A 19,708-nucleotide genomic window follows, 5' to 3' on the forward strand; every position below is an offset into this window, starting at 1 on the left:
TGAATGTCAGAAAAGTGCCCTTATATATTTTGACAATCCGTGGAATTAATTTTATTTGGTGACATGCGAATAAAATTACCTGTAAAAGCGTTAAGCTAAAAACGAAGAGAGAGCTCTATGAATCCTGAGCGTCCAGAACGTATTGAAATACCTGTATTGCCATTACGTGATGTCGTTGTATATCCGCATATGGTGATCCCGTTGTTCGTTGGTCGTGAAAAATCTATTCATTGCTTAGAAGCTGCGATGAACGACAACAAACAAATTATGCTGGTTGCGCAGAAAGATGCATCTACTGACGAACCAGGTGTTAATGATCTTTTTTCTGTTGGTACAGTTGCGTCTGTTTTACAGATGCTAAAACTGCCTGATGGAACAGTGAAAGTCCTTGTTGAAGGTATTCGTCGTGCCAAAATTACGACGTTATCTGATAATGGTGAACACTTTCAGGCGAAAGCAGAATACCTTGAAACGCCAGCGGTTGATGAGCGCGAACAGGAAGTCTTAAATCGTACAACGATTAATCAGTTTGAAGGTTATATCAAGCTGAATAAAAAAATTCCGCCAGAGGTATTAACCTCATTACATGCTATTGAAGAATCAGCGAAATTAGCAGACACCATTGCTTCTCATATGCCGCTGAAATTAAAAGATAAACAAGCTGTACTTGAAATGTCTGATGTCACAGAACGCCTTGAATACTTAATGGCGATGATGGAATCAGAAATCGATCTGCTACAAGTTGAAAAACGTATTCGTAATCGCGTTAAAAAGCAGATGGAAAAGAGTCAGCGTGAGTATTATCTCAATGAACAAATGAAAGCCATTCAAAAAGAATTAGGTGAGATGGATGATGCACCTGATGAAATGGAATCGCTGAAACGTAAAATCGACGCTGCTAAAATGCCAAAAGAGGCAAAAGAGAAGACAGAAGCGGAACTTCAGAAATTAAAAATGATGTCGCCAATGTCAGCAGAAGCCACGGTTGTACGTAGTTATATTGATTGGATGGTTCAAGTTCCTTGGAATAGCCGTAGCAAAGTTAAAAAAGACTTAGTGAAAGCGCAAGAAGTTCTTGATACTGACCATTACGGTTTAGAACGTGTTAAAGAGCGTATCCTTGAATATCTCGCGGTGCAGTCTCGTGTTAGCAAAATTAAAGGGCCCATTCTGTGCTTGGTAGGACCTCCGGGTGTAGGTAAAACCTCACTAGGTCAATCTATTGCTAAAGCAACAGGCCGTAAATATGTTCGTATGGCGTTAGGTGGTGTGCGTGATGAAGCTGAAATCCGCGGTCACCGTCGTACTTACATCGGTTCTATGCCGGGTAAATTAATTCAGAAAATGGCGAAAATTGGCGTTAAAAACCCACTTTTCCTATTAGATGAAATTGATAAAATGTCATCAGACATGCGAGGCGATCCGGCTTCTGCGCTGTTAGAGGTGTTAGATCCAGAACAAAACATCGCATTTAACGACCATTATCTGGAAGTTGATTACGATCTGTCTGATGTTATGTTCGTGGCGACATCTAACTCCATGAATATACCGGCACCGTTGTTAGATCGTATGGAAGTTATTCGTTTATCCGGTTATACCGAAGACGAAAAACTGAATATTGCTAAGCAACATTTGTTACCAAAACAGATTGAACGTAATGCGTTAAAACCAAGTGAGCTGACAATCCATGACAGTGCAATTATGGGCATTATTCGTTATTACACGCGCGAAGCGGGTGTACGTAGTTTAGAACGTGAAATTTCTAAATTATGCCGTAAAGCAGTAAAACAGTTGCTAATGGATAGCACAATCAAACATATTGAGATTAACGAAGATAATCTTAAAGACTACTTAGGTGTTCGTAAAGTTGACTATGGTCGTGCTGATACAGAAAATCGAGTAGGTATGGTAACAGGACTTGCATGGACTGAAGTTGGTGGTGATCTACTGACTATTGAAACAGCAAGTGTGCCAGGTAAGGGCAAGCTAACATTCACTGGCTCTTTAGGTGAAGTGATGCAAGAGTCTATTCAAGCGGCAATGACGGTTGTTCGTGCTCGTGCTGATAAACTTGGTATTAATGGCGATTTCTATGAAAAACGTGATATGCACGTACACGTTCCTGAAGGCGCAACACCAAAAGATGGTCCAAGCGCAGGTATCGCAATGTGTACTGCATTGGTATCAAGCCTAACAGGTAACCCTGTACGTTCTGATGTTGCAATGACGGGCGAAATTACGTTACGCGGACAAGTATTGCCAATTGGCGGACTGAAAGAAAAGTTACTTGCTGCACATCGTGGTGGAATTAAGACAGTTCTTATCCCTGATGAAAATAAACGTGATTTAGAAGAAATTCCTGAAAATATTGTTGCTGATCTGGATATTCACCCAGTGAAAACAATTGAGGAAGTTTTATCGTTAGCCCTGCAAAACTCACCGTTTGGCATGGAAGTTGTGACTGATAAATCACACTAAAGAGTGATGTTAGTCATAAATTATAGCTAAAAAAAAGGCTGGATAAGTAATAAAAGCTTGCCAGCCTTTTTTTGTGTCGCTAATTTAATGGGGATTTTAATTAAAAATGCTGTTTTATCGGTCTTGCTATATCTAAAAAGGCTTGATATAACGACGTTTGCAAAATTTGCCATTAATGGTGAAAAATAACGCATAAAATTATGGGGATGAAAGCGTGAATAAAACTCAACTGATCGACAAAATTGCTGCAAATGCAGATATCTCAAAAGCGGCAGCTGGTCGTGTTGTAGATGCTCTGGTTGCTTCTATCACTGAATCTTTACAAAAAGGTGATGATGTAGCATTAGTAGGTTTCGGTACTTTCACTGTACGTGATCGTGCGGCTCGTACAGGCCGTAACCCACAAACAGGTAAAGAAATTCAAATTGAAGCTGCAAAAGTTCCTGCATTCCGTGCAGGTAAAGGCTTAAAAGACGCAGTTAATCAATAATAGTTGAACTTATTTTCTGCCAATTTGTTATTAGCTTAACGTTATGGACAAACAGAAAACGACTCAATTAAAAAATGAAGCGCATCTTTTTGAGATGCGCTTTTCTTTTTTTAGGTTATAAATCACGATTAAACCTTGTATTCTCTGGCGATAAGACGTGAAACTAAAGTAGTCATTTGATAGAATGACGCGTTGTTCTATAACTGAAATAGACAACAATGAATGATTCAGTGGTGAGTTAAATAGCTATCGTAATCAATGAATCAAATAATGCTGTTTAGTTTTCTTAGTTATAGAAAGTGCGTGTTAAGGCTGCGCATTAATACGGGACTGGCTGTTTTTAATGATTGTCGCATGTCGCGACATTTTGATATTAAGCCAGCATGGGCATATTATCTTTTCGCTGTGCTCAAAATAGTCGTGTAACACCCATAAAAATAATTTTTATTTCACCAAACGGAGCCTCGTCTCGTTATGATGGACAACATTCGTTCCACTGCTAATAATCCATTTATAAAGATATTATTAGCTGTGATCATCCTCTCTTTCGTCCTAACTGGTGTGGGCGGATATCTCTTTAGTTCAGGCGTTAATGATGCTGCTGAAGTTAACGGATATAAAATTAGCCGTTCTCAATTAGAGCAAACTTATCAGCAACGTCGTGCTCAATTACAACAAGATATGGGTGAAAATTTTGCTGCTCTCGCTTCATCTGAAGAAGGTCAGAAACTTATTCGCCAACAAGCGCTTGATTTACTGATCAACCAAGCATTACTTGATCAATTTGCACAAAATCTGGGTATTTCAGCGGGTGATCAGCAAATTAGAGATGCTATTTTTGCACTTCCTTACTTTCAGACTAATGGCAAATTTGACAATAAAAAATATGTCGATTTATTGAAAGGCAATAATATTGATGCTGATGCCTTTGCAGAAGGCATTCGTCAAAACCTGATCAATCAGCAATTAAAATTTTCTATCCAAGGTACGGATTTTGCCTTAGATAGCGAAGTTAAAGAATTTGCGGGATTAATGCTACAAAGCCGTAATGTCCGTTTAGCATCATTAGACATTCAGCCATTCCTTGAAAAAGAAACGGCATCTGATGAAGAAGTGAAAGTGTTCTATGAGCAAAATAACCAAATGTTCATCGCACCAGAGCAATTTAAAATTAGCTATATCCAATTAAATGCTCAAAAAGATTTAAATAATATCAACATTACTGATGAAGAAGCGAAGGCTTACTACGATAGTAATATTGATGAGTTCACGGCAGCAGGACAGAAACAGTACAGCATCTTAGTATTAGCGGATGAAGCTGCGGCTAAAGCAGCAGAAGACGAGCTGAAAAAAGGCGCTGATTTTGTTTCGTTAGTGAAAGAAAAATCGATTGATAGTTTCTCTAAAAAACAAAATGGTTCTTTAGGTTGGATAACTATCGGACAAGAGTTACCTGAGCTGGCTAATGCGAGTTTGACAGAAAAAGGCCAAATCTCTGAACCTGTTAAAATCAGTAATGGCTACGCAATTTTCCGTCTTGATGACATCAAACAATCTGTTGTAAAACCATTTGATGAAGTGAAAACAGATTTACTGGCAAAAATGCGTGAAAACAAAGCGATTGATGATTTCTTCGCATTACAACAAAAAGTAAGCCAAGCTGCATCTAATGATAACGATACATTAGCCCCTGCTGCTAAAGCCGGAAACGTGACTGTGGTTAATACTGATTGGTTTGATGAAAATACGGTTCCTGCACCATTAAATAATGAAAAACTTACTCAGTTAATTTTTGGTGGGTCATTAGTGGATGAAAATGGCCCAACAGGCATGAATTCAGACATGGTGACGTTAGGTAATGACAGTGCATTTATCGTACGTGTAGAAGGTTATAAGCCTTCAGCAAGCCAACCATTAGACAAAGTGCGTGATCAAGTTGTTATGCTGGTTAAACAGCAAAAAGCATCACAAGCAATGAATGCAGAAGCCCAAAAACTTTTAGCTGCATTGAAAGAAGGTAAAGGCGACGAAGCACTGAAAGCTGCTAATATTTCGTTTGGTAGTGAAGAAAGCATTGTTCATTCATCTGCAACTGATGCAGTGCAAACCGCTATTTTCTCTATGCCAAAACCGGCTGAAGGTAAAAAAGAGTATGGTATGACTAATGTACCCGGTACTAAAGTCGTCCTTATTCAATTAGATAGCGTAACAGATGGCAAACCAACAACTGAACAACTCGAGTTTATGACTAATCTCTATCGTGCTCAGATGGGCGAAGAAGCATTACAACTCATGTTACGTGATCTAAAAGATAACGCTAAAATTGAAATTTTTGATAAAGATTATCAATAATCGAATTTGAGTTATTTTATTGAAAACCCAGCATAACGCTGGGTTTTTTTATGGCTACTATTCTCGATAACTTAAACAAATAACTCGGCCTCTCGAAAAATTCATATTTGAGAGCAAGCCCGACAATTTTTTGTAATACTTCTTTTGTTCATTTTTATTTCTCCTATTTTCTCGTAGTTCTCTTTTTATGTAATTGCTGATTTATCAATATATTGGCATTCTTTTTCTGCATCCAGAAATCTCTGTTTGCTATTGAATTTAAAATTATTGAATAAAAGGAAATTATGATTATGAAGATGGATAAAAAAATGTTGTCAGGTTTTATGACCTCTCTTTGCCTTGCTTTGGGATTAGGGCTTTCTCCTTTCTCGTATGCAGAAGAAACACCTACTTCAACACCAACGGTTTCTATTGAAACTCACTCATCTGTTGCTTCTGATGCAAAAGAAAACAAAGCCAGTACAGAAGGTAAAGTTAATTTAAATACGGCAACAGTAGATGAATTAATGGGGTTAAAAGGGATAGGAAAAGCGAAAGCGCAAGCCATTATTGATTATCGCGAACAGTTAGGGCGTTTTACCTCTATCGATGAACTTGAAAAAGTTTTTGGAATTGGTATGAAGCTAGTTGAACAAAATCGTGATTTTATTGTTATTAATTAAGGTATTCATTCTTATACGATGTTGAGTATAAGTGATAGTAACAACATGAATATTGATTGAAAACTCCTGTGTTTCTCTTTGATTTTTATTTTGATAAGAGAAACACATTTTCTTTGTTAAAAGAAAATGCGATAAATCGATATCAGAAATTACTAAATTTATTTTCTTGGCTATATTTATGGTATCGCAAAAAAACTTTATAAAAAGTTTATTAGAATAATCAAGAGGTAATAAATTGATATGAGTACATTAATTAAAGTTTATGGCTTTCATTTAGATGTTTTTGAACATGTGAATAATGCACGTTACCTTGAGTTTTTAGAGCAAGCCCGATGGGATTGGATTGAGCAACATTTAGATTTTGATTGGTTTAAGCGCAATGGCTTGGCATTAGTGGTTGCTAATATCAATATTAATTATCGCTTACCCGCAAGCTTAGGTGATGAGCTACTTATTGATTGTGATGTTGCTGAAGTGGGAATTAAAAGTGGCGTACTTTCTCAAAAGATTGTGAGAAAAAAAGATGGCGCACTTATCTCTGATGCATTAATTACTTTTGTTCTTGTTGATATCAATACAAAAAAAGCACTGACATTAACAGAACAGTTAAGAGAGAAGCTTGAATATGTACGTCAATCTTCCTGATACACAAAGAGAGTATTAAAGAGCCATCACCAAATGCTCTCAGGCTAATCTAAGATGATTTAATGCAGTGATAATGTTTGATGAATTATCACTGCATAAGCGAATAGGGGGGATAGCAGTGATAATAAGTCAGGTAATTGCGATGATTATTTAAGACCTACTTTCTGTTTCATTGTTTGCATAATGGGAGTTTTATCGGCTAAGTAGGTGTTTAATCCGCGTTGTCTTAAATGACAAGCCGCACATTCACCACAGCCATCACCCTGAATACCGTTATAGCAAGTTAAAGTTTCATGACGAACGAAATCTAACTTTTTATAGTAATCAGCAAGAGCCCATGTTTCGGCTTTATCTAGCCACATTAATGGTGTGATAAATTTAATATCACGAGCAATACCTAAGCTAACAGCATGATTCAATGCTTTTACAAATTCATCACGACAATCAGGGTAACCAGAGAAATCAGTCTCACAAACACCCGTGATGACACTCTCAGCGCCAATTTGATAAGCGTAAATTGCAGCCAAAGTGAGGAAAAGAATATTTCTTCCTGGTACGAAGGTACTAGGAATATCACTTTTTTCACTCTCTTTGAAATCAGGAACAGGAATATTGTCGCGAGTTAGGCTACTGATAGCGAGTTCATTGAGTAAATTTACATCTAAAACTTTATGCGCAGTTGCCCCTAATAATTGACTCACTTTTTGTGCTACCTCAATTTCTTCTTTATGGCGTTGCCCATAATTAAATGTAATGCAATGTACTTCATCGTACTTTTCCAACGCTTGAATAAGGCAGGTTGTCGAATCTTGTCCACCACTAAAGACAACGACCGTTTTTTTCATCAGAATACTCCTGAATATTGAATTTCTATAGGGATTAGTACGCATAAAAGTACATATATTATGGCAATTTATTACCGATTTATCATTAGATGATTACTCTTATAGTAAGGGGCAGGTTATCATTATTTTTTGTAGGGGCATATTTTGAAGGAGTATCTATGTTAGATAAGATTGACCGTAAACTATTAGCGCTGTTACAGGAAGATTCTAGCCTCTCACTGAATACTTTGGCTGAGGCTGTTAACCTAACCTCAACGCCTTGCTGGAAACGATTGAAAAGACTAGAGGATGAAGGGTATATTCGTAAGCGCGTTGCGTTGCTTGATAGTGAAAAAATTGGGCTAGGTCTAACAGTTATTGTTATGATTAGAACACAGCAACATAATAGCGAATGGTACGAACAATTTGTTTCATTTGTTAAGCAAATGCCAGAAGTACTGACATTCTATCGAATGGCGGGTGAGTGTGATTATCTAATGCATGTTGAAGTAGTAGACATGAAAAGTTATGACCTATTTTATAAACGTATGGTTAATGGCGTACCGGGTCTTATTGATGTGACTTCTAACTTCGCAATGGAAAAAATTAAATACACAACGGCAATGCCGATACCTGAATAAGGTTCATCTTTACCAACTGGCACTTTTATTTTTTGTATAACCTTAGGATTTAAGGCGTGGCTCTATTTTCACAGCTCAGTTGGTATTTTCTCAGTGAATGGCGTCGTTATGTAGGTGCCATTTTCTTATTGATGGTTATTGCGGTATTACAGGTGATCCCTCCAAAGATTGTTGGGATCATTGTGGATGGTGTCGATAACCATAGTCTAACATTTAGCCAAGTGATGAATTGGATTGGCGTGATGGTATTAATTGCCCTCGCGGTTTATCTTCTGCGTTATTTTTGGCGTCTTTGGTTATTTGGTGCATCTTATCAATTGGCAGTAAAACTGCGGATGCAAATTTATCAGCAACTTAATCAACAATCTTCCTCATTTTATCATCGTTATCGAACTGGTGATTTAATTGCACGTACCACCAACGATGTTGATAAAGTGGTTTTTGCAGCGGGCGAAGGGGTACTGACCTTAGTAGATTCTATGGTGATGGGGCTTGCTGTGCTTGTCATGATGAGTATTCAGTTAAGTTGGGAACTGACACTAATTTCATTATTACCTATGCCAATTATGGCGATTTTGATTAAGCGATATGGCGATAAATTGCATAACCGCTTTAAAACCGCACAGGCGCTTTTCTCTTCACTGAATAATCAAGCACAAGAAAGTTTGAGTAGTATTCGCATGATCAAATCATTCGGGCTAGAGCAACAGCATGCTTCCCGCTTTGATGATGTGGCAAAAGAAACTGGACGCCAAAATATGCGTGTTGCAAGAATTGATGCGCTATTTGATCCTACTATTTTTATGGCTATTGGTTTTGCTAATTTACTCGCTGTTGCTGGTGGCAGCTATTTTGTTATTAATGGCAGAATGACATTGGGTGAATTAACCAGCTTTGTGATGTATTTGGGGCAAATGATCTGGCCAATGTTGGCTTTAGCATGGATGTTCAATATTGTTGAGCGTGGCAGTGCGGCTTATAGTCGAATTACGAGTTTATTGGATGAAAAACTCGATATGGTTGATGGTGAATTATCACCAAAGCAAGGCCGAGGAGTATTATCTGTTGATATCAAACGGTTCCAATATTCCGAACAAACGACAGAAACACTGAAAAATATTCATTTCACATTATCACCCGGCGAAATGTTGGGTGTTTGTGGAATGACTGGGAGTGGGAAAAGTACATTACTTAATGTCATTCAACGACTTTACGATGTCACCGAAGGTGAAATTTGTTTTCAATCAGTTCCTATTTATCAATTGAAACTTGATGAATGGCGAGCACGATTGGCAGTTGTTAACCAAACACCCTTCCTATTTTCAGATACCATTGCAGGAAATATTGCCTTAGGCCGTCCTCATGCAACAAAAGAAGAAATAGAATCTGTTGCGAAACTGGCAAATATTCATGAGGATATTTTACGCTTACCCGAAGGGTATCAAACACAGGTAGGCGAAAAAGGAGTGATGTTATCCGGTGGACAAAAACAGCGTATTTCTATTGCACGCGCACTATTATTGGATGCTGAAATTTTATTATTAGATGACGCACTATCTGCTGTTGATGGACAAACGGAATATCAAATTTTGCAAAACTTATCGCAATGGCGAAAAGATAGAACATTAATTATCAGCGCTCATCGCTTATCCGCATTGGTTGGTGCTACTAATATTGTAGTTTTAAAACAAGGCGAGATTATAGAGCAAGGTACACATCAGCAATTAATTTCAATACCGGGTTGGTATCAAGATATGTACCATTATCAGCAATTAGAGGCTGCGCTGGATGACGATGAATAAAAATAAATCCGTTAAAGCGCTATTACCTGCGTTAAAGCGTCTTTTGACTTATGGTAAAACCTATCGCAAACCCATGATATGGGGTGTCATTATGTTGTGGGTAGCTGCTGTTGCGGAAGTGGGGGGCCCATTAATTGTTGGCTATTTTATTGATGCAAAAGTTGCCACGAATAATGTGGAATTAATGTCATCATTAGGCCTAGCGTTGGCTTTTATTCTTTTGCAGGTGATCGCCGCCACACTTCACTATTATCAAGCCATTGTGTTTAATCATGCCGCCGTTGGGGTTGTACAACAATTACGTACTGATGTAATGAGTGCGGCACTAAAACAGCCATTAAGTGCTTTTGATAATCAGCCCGTGGGGCAGTTAATTTCTCGTGTTACAAATGATACTGAGACGATTAAAGATTTGTTCGTGAACGTTTTGCCGACATTATTCCGAGCGATTGCTTTAGTGGTTGTCATGCTGATAGCTATGTTTTTATTAGAATGGCAAATGGCGCTTGTTGCAATGATGATATTTCCTGCGGTGATTGGTGTGATGATGCTTTATCAGCGACTTAGTACGCCGATAGTCCGCAATGTGCGCCATTTTCTAGCTAATATAAATGATGGTTTCCATGAAGTTATTAATGGCATGTCAGTTATTCAGCAATTTAGGCAACAAGCTCGATTTGGTGAAAGAATGTCAGATGACAGCTGGCAACATTACCAAGCACGTATGAAAGCGTTAAAACTTGATGGTCTGTTATTACGTCCTTTATTAAGTATGCTCTCAGCGTTGGTTCTGTGTGGCTTATTAATGTTGTTTGGGTATCAGGGCAGTGCAGTTATTGGTGTTGGGGTTATTTATGCGTTTATTAGTTATTTAGGTCGATTAAATGAACCCTTGATCACATTGACATCACAGCAATCGATTTTGCAACAGGCGGTTGTCTCTGGTGAGCGTGTTTTTGAATTGATGGATGCACCTTTACAGCACTACGGTTCATCATCACATTCCATCACTCAAGGTAATATCGATGTTAATTCTCTTTGGTTTGCGTATCGTGATGAGCAATGGGTATTAAAAGATATTAATTTAACTATTCCTGCTCGTCATTTTGTCGCATTTGTTGGGCACACCGGAAGTGGCAAAAGCACTTTAGCCAGTTTATTAATGGGAAATTATCCTTGGCAAAAAGGGAGTATCTCTTTAGATAAGCAGTCATTAGAAATGTATTCGCATGCTGCATTACGCAGTGGTATTGCGATGGTACAGCAAGATCCCGTTTTATTATCGGGTTCATTGTATGACAATATTACGTTAGGGCGTGAATGTGATGAGTCACATTTGTGGCAGGTATTAGAAACCGTTCAACTTGATCAATGGGCTAAGGCTTTACCTGAAGGACTACAAACTGAACTTGGTGAACAAGGTAGTCGCTTATCCGCTGGACAAAAACAGTTACTTGCATTGGCTCGTGTATTATTAATACCTCCTCGTATTCTTATTTTGGATGAGGCAACCGCGAATATTGATTCAGGAACAGAACAAGCTATACAGAAGGCACTAAAAGTCGTTAGGGAAAAAACAACATTGATTGTTATTGCTCATCGACTTTCCACTATTATTGAAGCCAATGAAATTGTGGTGCTTCATCGTGGTGCAATTGTCGAACAGGGCGATCATGCCAAATTGCTCTCACAAAAAGGTCGATACTATAATATGTATCAATTACAGCAAGTCAGAGAATCGTTGCAAGAGCAAGACCCCATTAACGTTGAATAATTACCTTAGAATTAAACTGTGATTTTTTAGAGGGCACATAAATCTTATGTGCCTTTTTTGTTGCTCAACGACTTCACTTTTAGCAAAACAGTTTGCTTGTTTTTGCACCAGTTTGGTGATTTTTTCTATTTGCTTTATTTCGGCTTGTTTATTTTTCATTTAAATATCAATGAATTAAAAATTGGCATATCTTTTGCTCTATAAACTTTGTTCTTTCAAATATCGACGAGGTTTATATGAAATATATCATCGCCATTATTAAGCCATTTAAATTAGAAGAAGTGCGAGAGTTACTCTCTGAGTTAGGTATAAAGGGAATGACAATCAGTGAAGTAAAGGGATATGGGCGACAAAAAGGACATGCGGAGTTGTATAGAGGAGCAGAATACGAAGTTAATTTTCTCCCTAAAGTAAAAATAGAACTCGCTATTTGTGATGAGCAACTTGAGCCAGTTATGCAAGTGATTATGCAAGCGACTGATACAGGGAAAGTAGGAGATGGAAAAATTTTTGTTTTGGAATTATTGCAGGCCGTCCGTATTCGTACCGGTGAGTCTGGTGATGAAGCACTTTAAAGGAGATATTCGATGAAACGCTTACTTTCTTTACTATTAATGTTAGTGCTTACACACTTTTCTTCATCTGTATTTGCGACTGAAACAGTGATTGTTGATAAAGCTGATAATGGTTTTATGTTGATCTGTACTGCTTTGGTCTTTTTTATGACTATACCCGGTATTGCTCTGTTTTATGGCGGGTTATTGAGAGGAAAAAACGTACTTTCTTTGATCACGCAAGTGATGATGATCTTTAGTGTCGTTGTTATTCTTTGGGTTACATTTGGTTATAGTTTGGCATTTACTGCGGGTAATAAAATCTGGGGTGGGTGGTCACTTACTTTTTTGAATAACGTATCTCTAGATTCACTCTCTGGTTCAATTAATCAGTATGTACATATTGCTTTTCAAGGATCTTTTGCGGTGATAACAGTTGCATTAATTATTGGGGCATTAGGCGAGCGCATTCGTTTTTCTGCACTGCTTATTTTTACAATAATTTGGTTCACATTTTCTTATATCCCTATTGCACACATGGTATGGGGAGACGGTGGCTGGTTAATCGATGATGGAGCATTAGATTTTGCGGGGGGAACCGTCGTACATATTAATGCTGCTATTGCAGCCCTTGTTGGTGCTTACTTACTTGGTAAGCGACGTGATAGCCAGAATGCCGCGCTTAAACCCCATAATTTACCAATGGTCTTTACAGGTACAGCGGTGCTCTATATTGGCTGGTTTGGTTTTAATGCAGGCTCTGCTGGCAGTGCAAATGCGATCGCGGCTTTAGCATTTCTAAACACAGTAATTGCAACTGCGGGAGCTGTACTTTCTTGGACTGCATCAGAATGGATCACTAGAGGAAAACCTTCTATGTTAGGCGGTTGCTCTGGCTGTATTGCAGGATTAGTTGCGATCACTCCTGCCGCTGGCACCGTTGGCGTGATGGGGGCTTTATTTATTGGTGTAATGGGAGGGATCATCGGGCTTTGGGGGGTTGTTGTTTTAAAACGCTGGTTAAAAGCTGATGATGTTTGTGATGTTTTCGGTATTCACGGTACTTGTGGTATTGCAGGTTGCTTGTTAACAGGGGTATTTACAGCTTCATTTTTAGGTGGCGTGGGTTATAGCGATGGTATGACACTCAGTAAACAAGTTTTAATTCAATTAATGAGTGTCGTGATCACAGTGATTTGGTCTGGTGTTGTTGCTTATACAAGTTTTAAAATCGCAGATAAGTTGGTAGGTTTACGTGTTTCAGAAGAGGAAGAGCATGATGGATTAGATTTAACAACTCATGGCGAAAGAGCTTATCAACAATAATTGTCTATTCCCCCTCGTTTGAGGGGGGAATATGCCAAGATATTATTTTGAATGTTTGGCACGTTTTTGGCGAATAACGCCTTCTTGAACAGAAGATGCGATTAGTTGGCCATTTGTATTAAAGAATTTACCTCTAACAAATCCTCTACCACCTGATGCTGAAGGGCTTTCAATCACATAAAGCAACCAATCATCTACACGGAATGGGCGATGAAACCACATAGAATGATCAATCGTCGCGACCTGCAGACTTGCGTCCATAAAGCCTAATCCATAAGGTTGAAGAGCGGTTGGTAAAAAATCAAAATCAGAAACATAACCAAGCAAGTATTGATGCAAGAAAGGATCTGATGGCATTTCACCACGACTACGATACCAAACATAGCGTTCAGCAGGCGCTTTAGAGTAGCCAAAAGGGCTAAAATATTGTACTGGACGCGCTTCAAAAGGCGTTTCTCGTAGTGCTAAAGATTTAATCGGCTCGGGTAATTTAGGCGCTAATTTCTTTAAAATCTCATGCTGTGAGATAAGCTCATTTGGAAAAGGAACATCAGGCATTGTATCTTGATGTTCAAAACCTTCTTCAAATTCTTGAAAAGAAACCGTCATATAAAAAATAGGTTTACCATGCTGAATAGCGCTGACTCTACGAGTACTAAATGAACCGCCATCACGAATAAATTCTACATCGTAAACGATAGGCTTATGGCTATCACCCGGACGTAAAAAGTAGCTATGAAATGAGTTGATATAGCGGTTATCAGCAATTGTCTGTTTTGCAGCGTATAGTGCTTGTCCTACAACTTGTCCACCAAAAACTTGAGGTAATCCTAAATCTTCGCTTTGACCTCTAAATAGACCTTCTTCTATTTTTTCAAGTGCCATCAAATTGATGAGATCTTTCAATGCTTGACTCATAGTGTACCTGTATCATTAGATCTGGTTATTTTTTATAAAGTTGATTATATACAATCCTAAGAAGATAAAAAAATAATCTCTTTTTTATCTTCGATCGTAATTTAATGATAAATGAACAGAGTTGATAAGATCATTGTTTATCAGCTTATTGAATACTCTCTGATGAATGTATGGAGAGGTAAAAAGCGCGTTAAAGGCAATTGAATAATCAGTGAGTGCGAATTTGGGTAATTAATCATCACTTAGGCTTGCTTTCCTTGCTATTTGGATCAGTTTAAAACATAATGCGTGACGTCTTAGCAATAAGACAATCTATGGGGTCTTGTTGGTTCTCCCGCAACGCTAACTTGTTAACTCGGTCAGGTCCGGAAGGAAGCAGCCATGGCAGGTGTCGCGTGTGCCGGGATGTCGCTGGCAAGGCCCCACCCAATTTTTAGCCCTTCATCATTTCTAATTTCTCATCATGATTATTTTCTAAGACTTTTATTTCCCCTTATGTTTTTACTCTCTATGTGTGTTTTGGGGTGTTGTTTTCTTTGGGGTTGAGAGTCAATAATATTGAATTGAAAATAGTATTGAATAGAAAATAGCATGTTTAATGTATCAATTTATTATCAGAAAATTTACGGTTGTGTTTATAAATGGACGGGATATTAGGGCAAAGCAGTGCAGTCATGCCGTAATAAGTTAACGGCATGATGGTGTGTAATCATTCTACTGATAAGAAAACGCAAATAAAACGATATCTAAATTAAGAACTAATAACCCTGCTACTATAAAAAATAAAATAGCAAAAATAAAACTAAGGCAATTAAATAGAACTAGATTATCTTACAAATTTCCAAACAGATGCTGGAATTTTATCATATAGCTTATTCATTGTGAGTTCTGCTAAACGGTGGTCTGCTGCTGAATAAAACAGCTCCAGTTCATCATCAGAGAGTTCATATTTATTTTTTTCAATCACACGTTCTAATGTTTCGATTGAAGTACATTTTCTTAAACGCATTAGATAGTCTGTTTTAGTCATGTTGTCTTTTCTCTATTATTAAAATAAAACCAAAGATAATTAAATTTACTTAATATAACTTTTTGGGTTTTTGGCAATGAGAGTTAAAAGTGACTGGTTTAACTCTTTCCAATTATTGATATCTGAGTAAGAAATTGATGTATTACCAAATAAACGATAAGTCTCTTCAAGGTACTCTTCTATAAGTGTATTAATTACATGTTTATCTGGGTGTTTAATCTTAAATTTCCAACTAAAGTCCATAATGTGTTCAATTAGGACATTAAGGTCAACGCTTTTTGTGCTACTCAGATCGTTGTGCCAAACCGTGCTACCTTTATCTAATGAGCCTAAAGCTTGCTGTAATAGCTCTTCGCACAAAAATGACAATTCGGCTAAATCTACTTTTTCTGGTGAATATTCGTCCATAACATATCGTAATTGAATTAATAGAAAATATTCATTAATAATGATAAATACCTAAAGTTGAACTTATTAACGGGCTACATCACATAATTCATTAATGGATTAATAAAAAACATAAATTTGAAAATGGGTGTTTATATTTACTCGTATGCTAAAAGAGTTTAATAATTATATTTATTATTCCTAACAAAGTAATAGCATATCGAAAGACAATACTAAACACTCAATTGCACACAAATGAGTTTAAAATTTATACAGTAAGTATTTCTTTGCTTAATATAGCACTATTATTGCATAAGTCACTATCTGAACAACAGAAATTTGTCTATTTTCGTAAAAATCAAGAAATCCTAATTAAAGAGTATTTTCCTTAACGTAATGATTATCTTTGTTTTTATTGTATTTTAAATGTTTAAGCGTGTAAATGAGGCATAATTATCGTTGTTATTTATAAATAACAGAACTGCTTAATTTTGACAAAAAGTCACATATAAGAAAAAAAATAAAATGAATTTATTGATTAAAGAGATATTTCCTAAAAATAATATAATGAGATAAGTTTTCATTTAAAACAATGCATCAATAGATAAAGAAAAAGGCCGCTTTCGCGACCTTTTGGTATTATGACTCAAATTCATTCAAATTAGTGTGAATGATTTGGATGTTCTAAATCTTCATTTTTCTTCGCAAATCGTCTACGGATCACGACGAAGAAAATAGGAACGAAGTAGATAGCAAGGGAGGTTGCGGCAATCATACCACCGAATACACCTGTACCTACTGAGTTCTGAGCACCAGAACCTGCACCGTTACTTAATACCAGAGGAATAACCCCTAACATAAAGGCCAGTGAAGTCATTAGAATTGGACGTAGACGCATTCTAACAGAGTCTAACGTTGCTTCTATGAGCCCTTTACCTTCTTTCTCCATCAAGTCTTTGGCGAATTCAACAATCAAGATTGCGTTTTTCGCCGATAACCCAATGGTTGTTAAGAGTCCAACCTTAAAGTAAACGTCGTTTTCAAGGCCTCTTATTGATGTTAATGCAAGAGCACCAATAACACCCAGTGGAACGACTAACATAACGGAGAATGGCACTGACCAGCTTTCATAAAGAGCAGCAAGACAAAGGAATACAACTATCAAGGAAATGGTATACAGCGCAGGCGCTTGGTTACCCGATAAACGTTCTTGATATGACATTCCTGTCCATTCATAACCGATACCGCTTGGTAGTTTACTTGCGAGATCTTCCATCATAAGCATTGCATCACCACTACTTTGACCTGGTGTTGCACTACCTTGAATTTGAACTGCTGGTAAACCGTTATAACGCTCTAAACGCGGTGAGCCGTATAACCAAGGATCTTTACTTGTATCAATGAACGATGAGAATGGAACCATCTGACCGATATTGTTACGAACATAAAGATTACCGATATCTTGTGGCAACATACGGAATTCTGATCCAGCTTGAACGTAAACTTTCTTAACACGACCACGGTCGATAAAGTCGTTTACATAGCTACCACCAAACATTGTGCCTAATGTTGAATAGATATCACTAATTGCAACACCTTGAGCTTGCGCTTTTTCTAGGTCGATATACAGACGATACTGTGAAGTATCTTCCTGGCCATTAGGACGCACACCCATTAACATTTGAGGTTGTTGCGCAGCCATTCCGAGTAATTGATTTCGAGCTTCCATGAGTTTATCGTGACCGAGGTTAGCTTTATCCACTAACTCGAATTCGAAACCACCCGCAGAGCCTAACTCAACAATCGCTGGAATATTAAATGAATAAACAAAGGCTTCCTTAATTTTGGATAGTGCCATATTGGCACGTCCTACAATAGCCGGAACTTTGTCTTCATCTGCTTTACGTTCATCCCAATCATTCAATACAACGAAGACCAGACCCATATTTTGTCCTTGACCACCGAAGCCGAAGCCACTTACGGTAAAGACAGATTTAACGAGCTCTTTCTCATCAGTATTGAAGTAGTTGTTTACTCTTTCTAGTACGTCTTGTGTTTGTTCTTGTGTTGAACCCGCTGGTAACTGAACCATTGTCAGTAATACACCTTGGTCTTCTTCAGGTAAGAACGATGCGGGTAAGCGAATAAACATTAACGCCATACCTGCCACTAATAAAACGTAAATTAATAAGTAACGACCAGTACCCCGGAGTGTACGGGATACACTGTCAGTATAGTGGTGACTACTCTTTTCAAAGGTACGGTTAAACCAGCCAAAGAAACCCGTTTGCACACCATGACTGCCTTTCGGTATAGGTTTTAACATCGTTGCACAAAGTGCCGGTGTTAAAATCAATGCAACGAAAACAGATAGAACCATTGCTGATACGATGGTGATAGAGAACTGGCGATAAATTGCACCGGTTGAACCACCAAAGAATGCCATTGGAATAAATACCGCAGAAAGCACGAGGGCGATACCGACCAGCGCACTTTGGATTTGTCCCATCGATTTACGTGTTGCTTCTTTAGGTGATAAACCTTCTTCTTGCATTACACGTTCGACGTTTTCTACCACAACGATGGCGTCATCCACCAGAAGCCCGATGGCAAGTACCATCGCGAACATCGTCAAGGTATTTATCGAATAACCGAATGCCGAGAGTATGGCGAAGGTACCTAACAATACAACAGGCACGGCGATTGTCGGAATTAACGTAGCTCGGAAGTTCTGTAAGAACAGATACATAACTACGAATACCAGCATGATTGCTTCAACAAGCGTTTTTACCACTTCGAAAATAGAGATCTTAACGAACGGCGTTGTATCATAAGGATAAACGACCTCTAATCCCGCAGGGAAGAACGGTTCCATTTCAGCCAATGCCGCACGCACAGCGGTTGCTGTATCTAATGCGTTAGCACCTGTTGCTAATTTAATACCGATACCAGAAGCGGGTAAGCCATTAAAGCGAGCAATAGTGCTGTAGCTTTCAGCACCCATTTCAACTATACCAAGATCTTTTAGCTTAACCTGTGAACCGTCGGTGTTAACCTTCATCAGGATATCGCCAAATTGCTCTGCGGTATTGAGTCGAGTTTGAGCAATGATTGATACGTTTAAACGTTGACCAGGAACAGGAGGTGTTCCCCCTAATTGACCGGCTGCCACTTGGTTGTTTTGTGCTCTAATCGCACCAATAACATCAAGTGTTGTCATGTTGTATTTCACCAATTTATCTGGATCTAACCAAATACGCATTGCGTATTGGGTACCAAATAATTGGGTTTCACCCACGCCAGTTACACGGCTTAACGGGTCTTTAATCGTTGCACCCACATAGTCTGCAATATCATCTTGTGACATTGAGCCGTCACTTGAGATGAACCCTGCAACCATCAAGAATGAACTTGAGGATTTATCAACACTAATCCCTTGTTGTTGCACTTCCTGAGGTAATAACGGCATGGCAAGTTGCAGTTTATTCTGCACCTGTACTTGCGCGATATCAGGGTCAGTACCTGCTTCAAAGGTCAGAGTGATATTCATCATACCCGCTGAGTCACTGGTCGCAGACATATACACCATGTTATCGATACCATTCATATTCTGTTCGATAACTTGGGTAACGGTGTTCTGCACAGTGGTGGCGTCAGCACCAGGATAAACCGCAGAGATAGAAATCGCTGGCGGTGCAATCGTTGGATACTGGGCAACAGGCAGTTTGATGAGTGCCAGAAGACCTGCGAGCATGGTAATTATCGCAATTACCCACGCAAATATCGGTCTATCTATAAAAAACTTAGGCATGGATCACCGACTCC

Annotated in this window: 16 protein-coding genes and 1 other RNA gene; 11 read left to right on the plus strand and 6 right to left on the minus strand. The window is 38.3% G+C overall.

Features of this window, described 5'->3' with window-relative positions; genetic code table 11:
* Nucleotides 1-117: 117 nt before the first annotated feature.
* From lon to B6258_RS04345, 5 genes are all read left to right on the plus strand, one after another.
* Nucleotides 118-2,478 carry an endopeptidase La gene (gene lon / locus B6258_RS04325; RefSeq protein WP_099074221.1) on the plus strand — a complete coding sequence of 787 codons (2,361 nt, stop codon included), beginning with the start codon at nucleotides 118-120 and terminating at the stop codon, nucleotides 2,476-2,478.
* Nucleotides 2,479-2,692: 214 nt separating this feature from the next.
* Nucleotides 2,693-2,968, plus strand: a complete 276-nt coding sequence (gene hupB / locus B6258_RS04330) for a nucleoid-associated protein HU-beta (RefSeq protein ID WP_036911695.1) — start codon at nucleotides 2,693-2,695, stop codon at nucleotides 2,966-2,968.
* A 474-nt stretch (nucleotides 2,969-3,442) separates the two neighbouring features.
* Nucleotides 3,443-5,320: a peptidylprolyl isomerase gene (gene ppiD / locus B6258_RS04335; protein WP_099074222.1), complete on the plus strand. Its 1,878-nt coding sequence runs from the start codon at nucleotides 3,443-3,445 to the stop codon at nucleotides 5,318-5,320.
* A gap of 290 nt (nucleotides 5,321-5,610) precedes the next feature.
* Entirely contained in the window at nucleotides 5,611-5,982 is a 372-nt protein-coding gene (locus B6258_RS04340; protein ID WP_240531518.1) for a ComEA family DNA-binding protein, read from the plus strand.
* Nucleotides 5,983-6,222: 240 nt separating this feature from the next.
* Entirely contained in the window at nucleotides 6,223-6,627 is a 405-nt protein-coding gene (locus B6258_RS04345; RefSeq protein WP_099074223.1) for an acyl-CoA thioesterase, read from the plus strand.
* A gap of 146 nt (nucleotides 6,628-6,773) precedes the next feature.
* Here the strand turns inward: B6258_RS04345 and queC are convergent, their stop codons facing one another.
* Complete coding sequence (queC, locus tag B6258_RS04350; protein ID WP_099074224.1) at nucleotides 6,774-7,472, minus strand: 7-cyano-7-deazaguanine synthase QueC; 699 nt, start codon at nucleotides 7,470-7,472, stop codon at nucleotides 6,774-6,776.
* Nucleotides 7,473-7,630: 158 nt separating this feature from the next.
* On the opposite strand from queC, the gene B6258_RS04355 reads away from it, so the two are divergent.
* From B6258_RS04355 to B6258_RS04365, 3 genes are read left to right on the plus strand one after another with little or no spacing between them, the layout of a single operon-like run.
* Nucleotides 7,631-8,092, plus strand: a complete 462-nt coding sequence (locus tag B6258_RS04355; protein WP_036911686.1) for an Lrp/AsnC family transcriptional regulator — start codon at nucleotides 7,631-7,633, stop codon at nucleotides 8,090-8,092.
* Nucleotides 8,093-8,148: 56 nt separating this feature from the next.
* Nucleotides 8,149-9,894: a SmdA family multidrug ABC transporter permease/ATP-binding protein gene (locus B6258_RS04360; protein ID WP_099074225.1), complete on the plus strand. Its 1,746-nt coding sequence runs from the start codon at nucleotides 8,149-8,151 to the stop codon at nucleotides 9,892-9,894.
* The gene (locus B6258_RS04365; RefSeq protein WP_099074226.1) at nucleotides 9,881-11,668 is read left to right on the plus strand and encodes a SmdB family multidrug efflux ABC transporter permease/ATP-binding protein; all 1,788 of its coding nucleotides are present in this window, start codon (nucleotides 9,881-9,883) and stop codon (nucleotides 11,666-11,668) included. The genes B6258_RS04360 and B6258_RS04365 overlap by 14 nt, the downstream gene beginning before the upstream one ends.
* Here B6258_RS04365 and B6258_RS18015 read toward each other — a convergent pair whose 3' ends face one another.
* Entirely contained in the window at nucleotides 11,669-11,827 is a 159-nt protein-coding gene (locus B6258_RS18015; protein WP_164996133.1) for a hypothetical protein, read from the minus strand.
* Nucleotides 11,828-11,904: 77 nt separating this feature from the next.
* Between B6258_RS18015 and B6258_RS04370 the strand changes: the two genes are divergently transcribed.
* A complete protein-coding gene (locus B6258_RS04370) occupies nucleotides 11,905-12,243 on the plus strand; it encodes a P-II family nitrogen regulator (RefSeq protein WP_099074227.1) in 339 nt (112 codons plus the stop codon).
* Nucleotides 12,244-12,255: 12 nt separating this feature from the next.
* A complete protein-coding gene (amtB, locus tag B6258_RS04375; RefSeq protein ID WP_099074228.1) occupies nucleotides 12,256-13,548 on the plus strand; it encodes an ammonium transporter AmtB in 1,293 nt (430 codons plus the stop codon).
* A gap of 42 nt (nucleotides 13,549-13,590) precedes the next feature.
* Here the strand turns inward: amtB and tesB are convergent, their stop codons facing one another.
* Complete coding sequence (gene tesB / locus B6258_RS04380; RefSeq protein WP_099074229.1) at nucleotides 13,591-14,466, minus strand: acyl-CoA thioesterase II; 876 nt, start codon at nucleotides 14,464-14,466, stop codon at nucleotides 13,591-13,593.
* A gap of 323 nt (nucleotides 14,467-14,789) precedes the next feature.
* Here tesB and ffs point away from each other — a divergent pair.
* An RNA gene (gene ffs, locus B6258_RS04385) (signal recognition particle sRNA small type) lies at nucleotides 14,790-14,886 on the plus strand.
* Between the two features lie 406 nt (nucleotides 14,887-15,292).
* Here ffs and B6258_RS04390 read toward each other — a convergent pair.
* The 3 genes from B6258_RS04390 to B6258_RS04400 form a co-directional block, all read right to left on the minus strand.
* Complete coding sequence (locus B6258_RS04390) at nucleotides 15,293-15,496, minus strand: HHA domain-containing protein (RefSeq protein WP_006535062.1); 204 nt, start codon at nucleotides 15,494-15,496, stop codon at nucleotides 15,293-15,295.
* A gap of 45 nt (nucleotides 15,497-15,541) precedes the next feature.
* On the minus strand, nucleotides 15,542-15,904 hold the full coding sequence (tomB, locus tag B6258_RS04395) for an Hha toxicity modulator TomB (RefSeq protein WP_099074230.1): 363 nt from the start codon (nucleotides 15,902-15,904) through the stop codon (nucleotides 15,542-15,544).
* A gap of 640 nt (nucleotides 15,905-16,544) precedes the next feature.
* Nucleotides 16,545-19,694, minus strand: a complete 3,150-nt coding sequence (locus tag B6258_RS04400) for an efflux RND transporter permease subunit (RefSeq protein WP_099074231.1) — start codon at nucleotides 19,692-19,694, stop codon at nucleotides 16,545-16,547.
* Nucleotides 19,695-19,708: the final 14 nt, after the last annotated feature.

This window comes from Proteus alimentorum (genome assembly GCF_002607735.1).
GTDB lineage: Bacteria > Pseudomonadota > Gammaproteobacteria > Enterobacterales > Enterobacteriaceae > Proteus > Proteus alimentorum.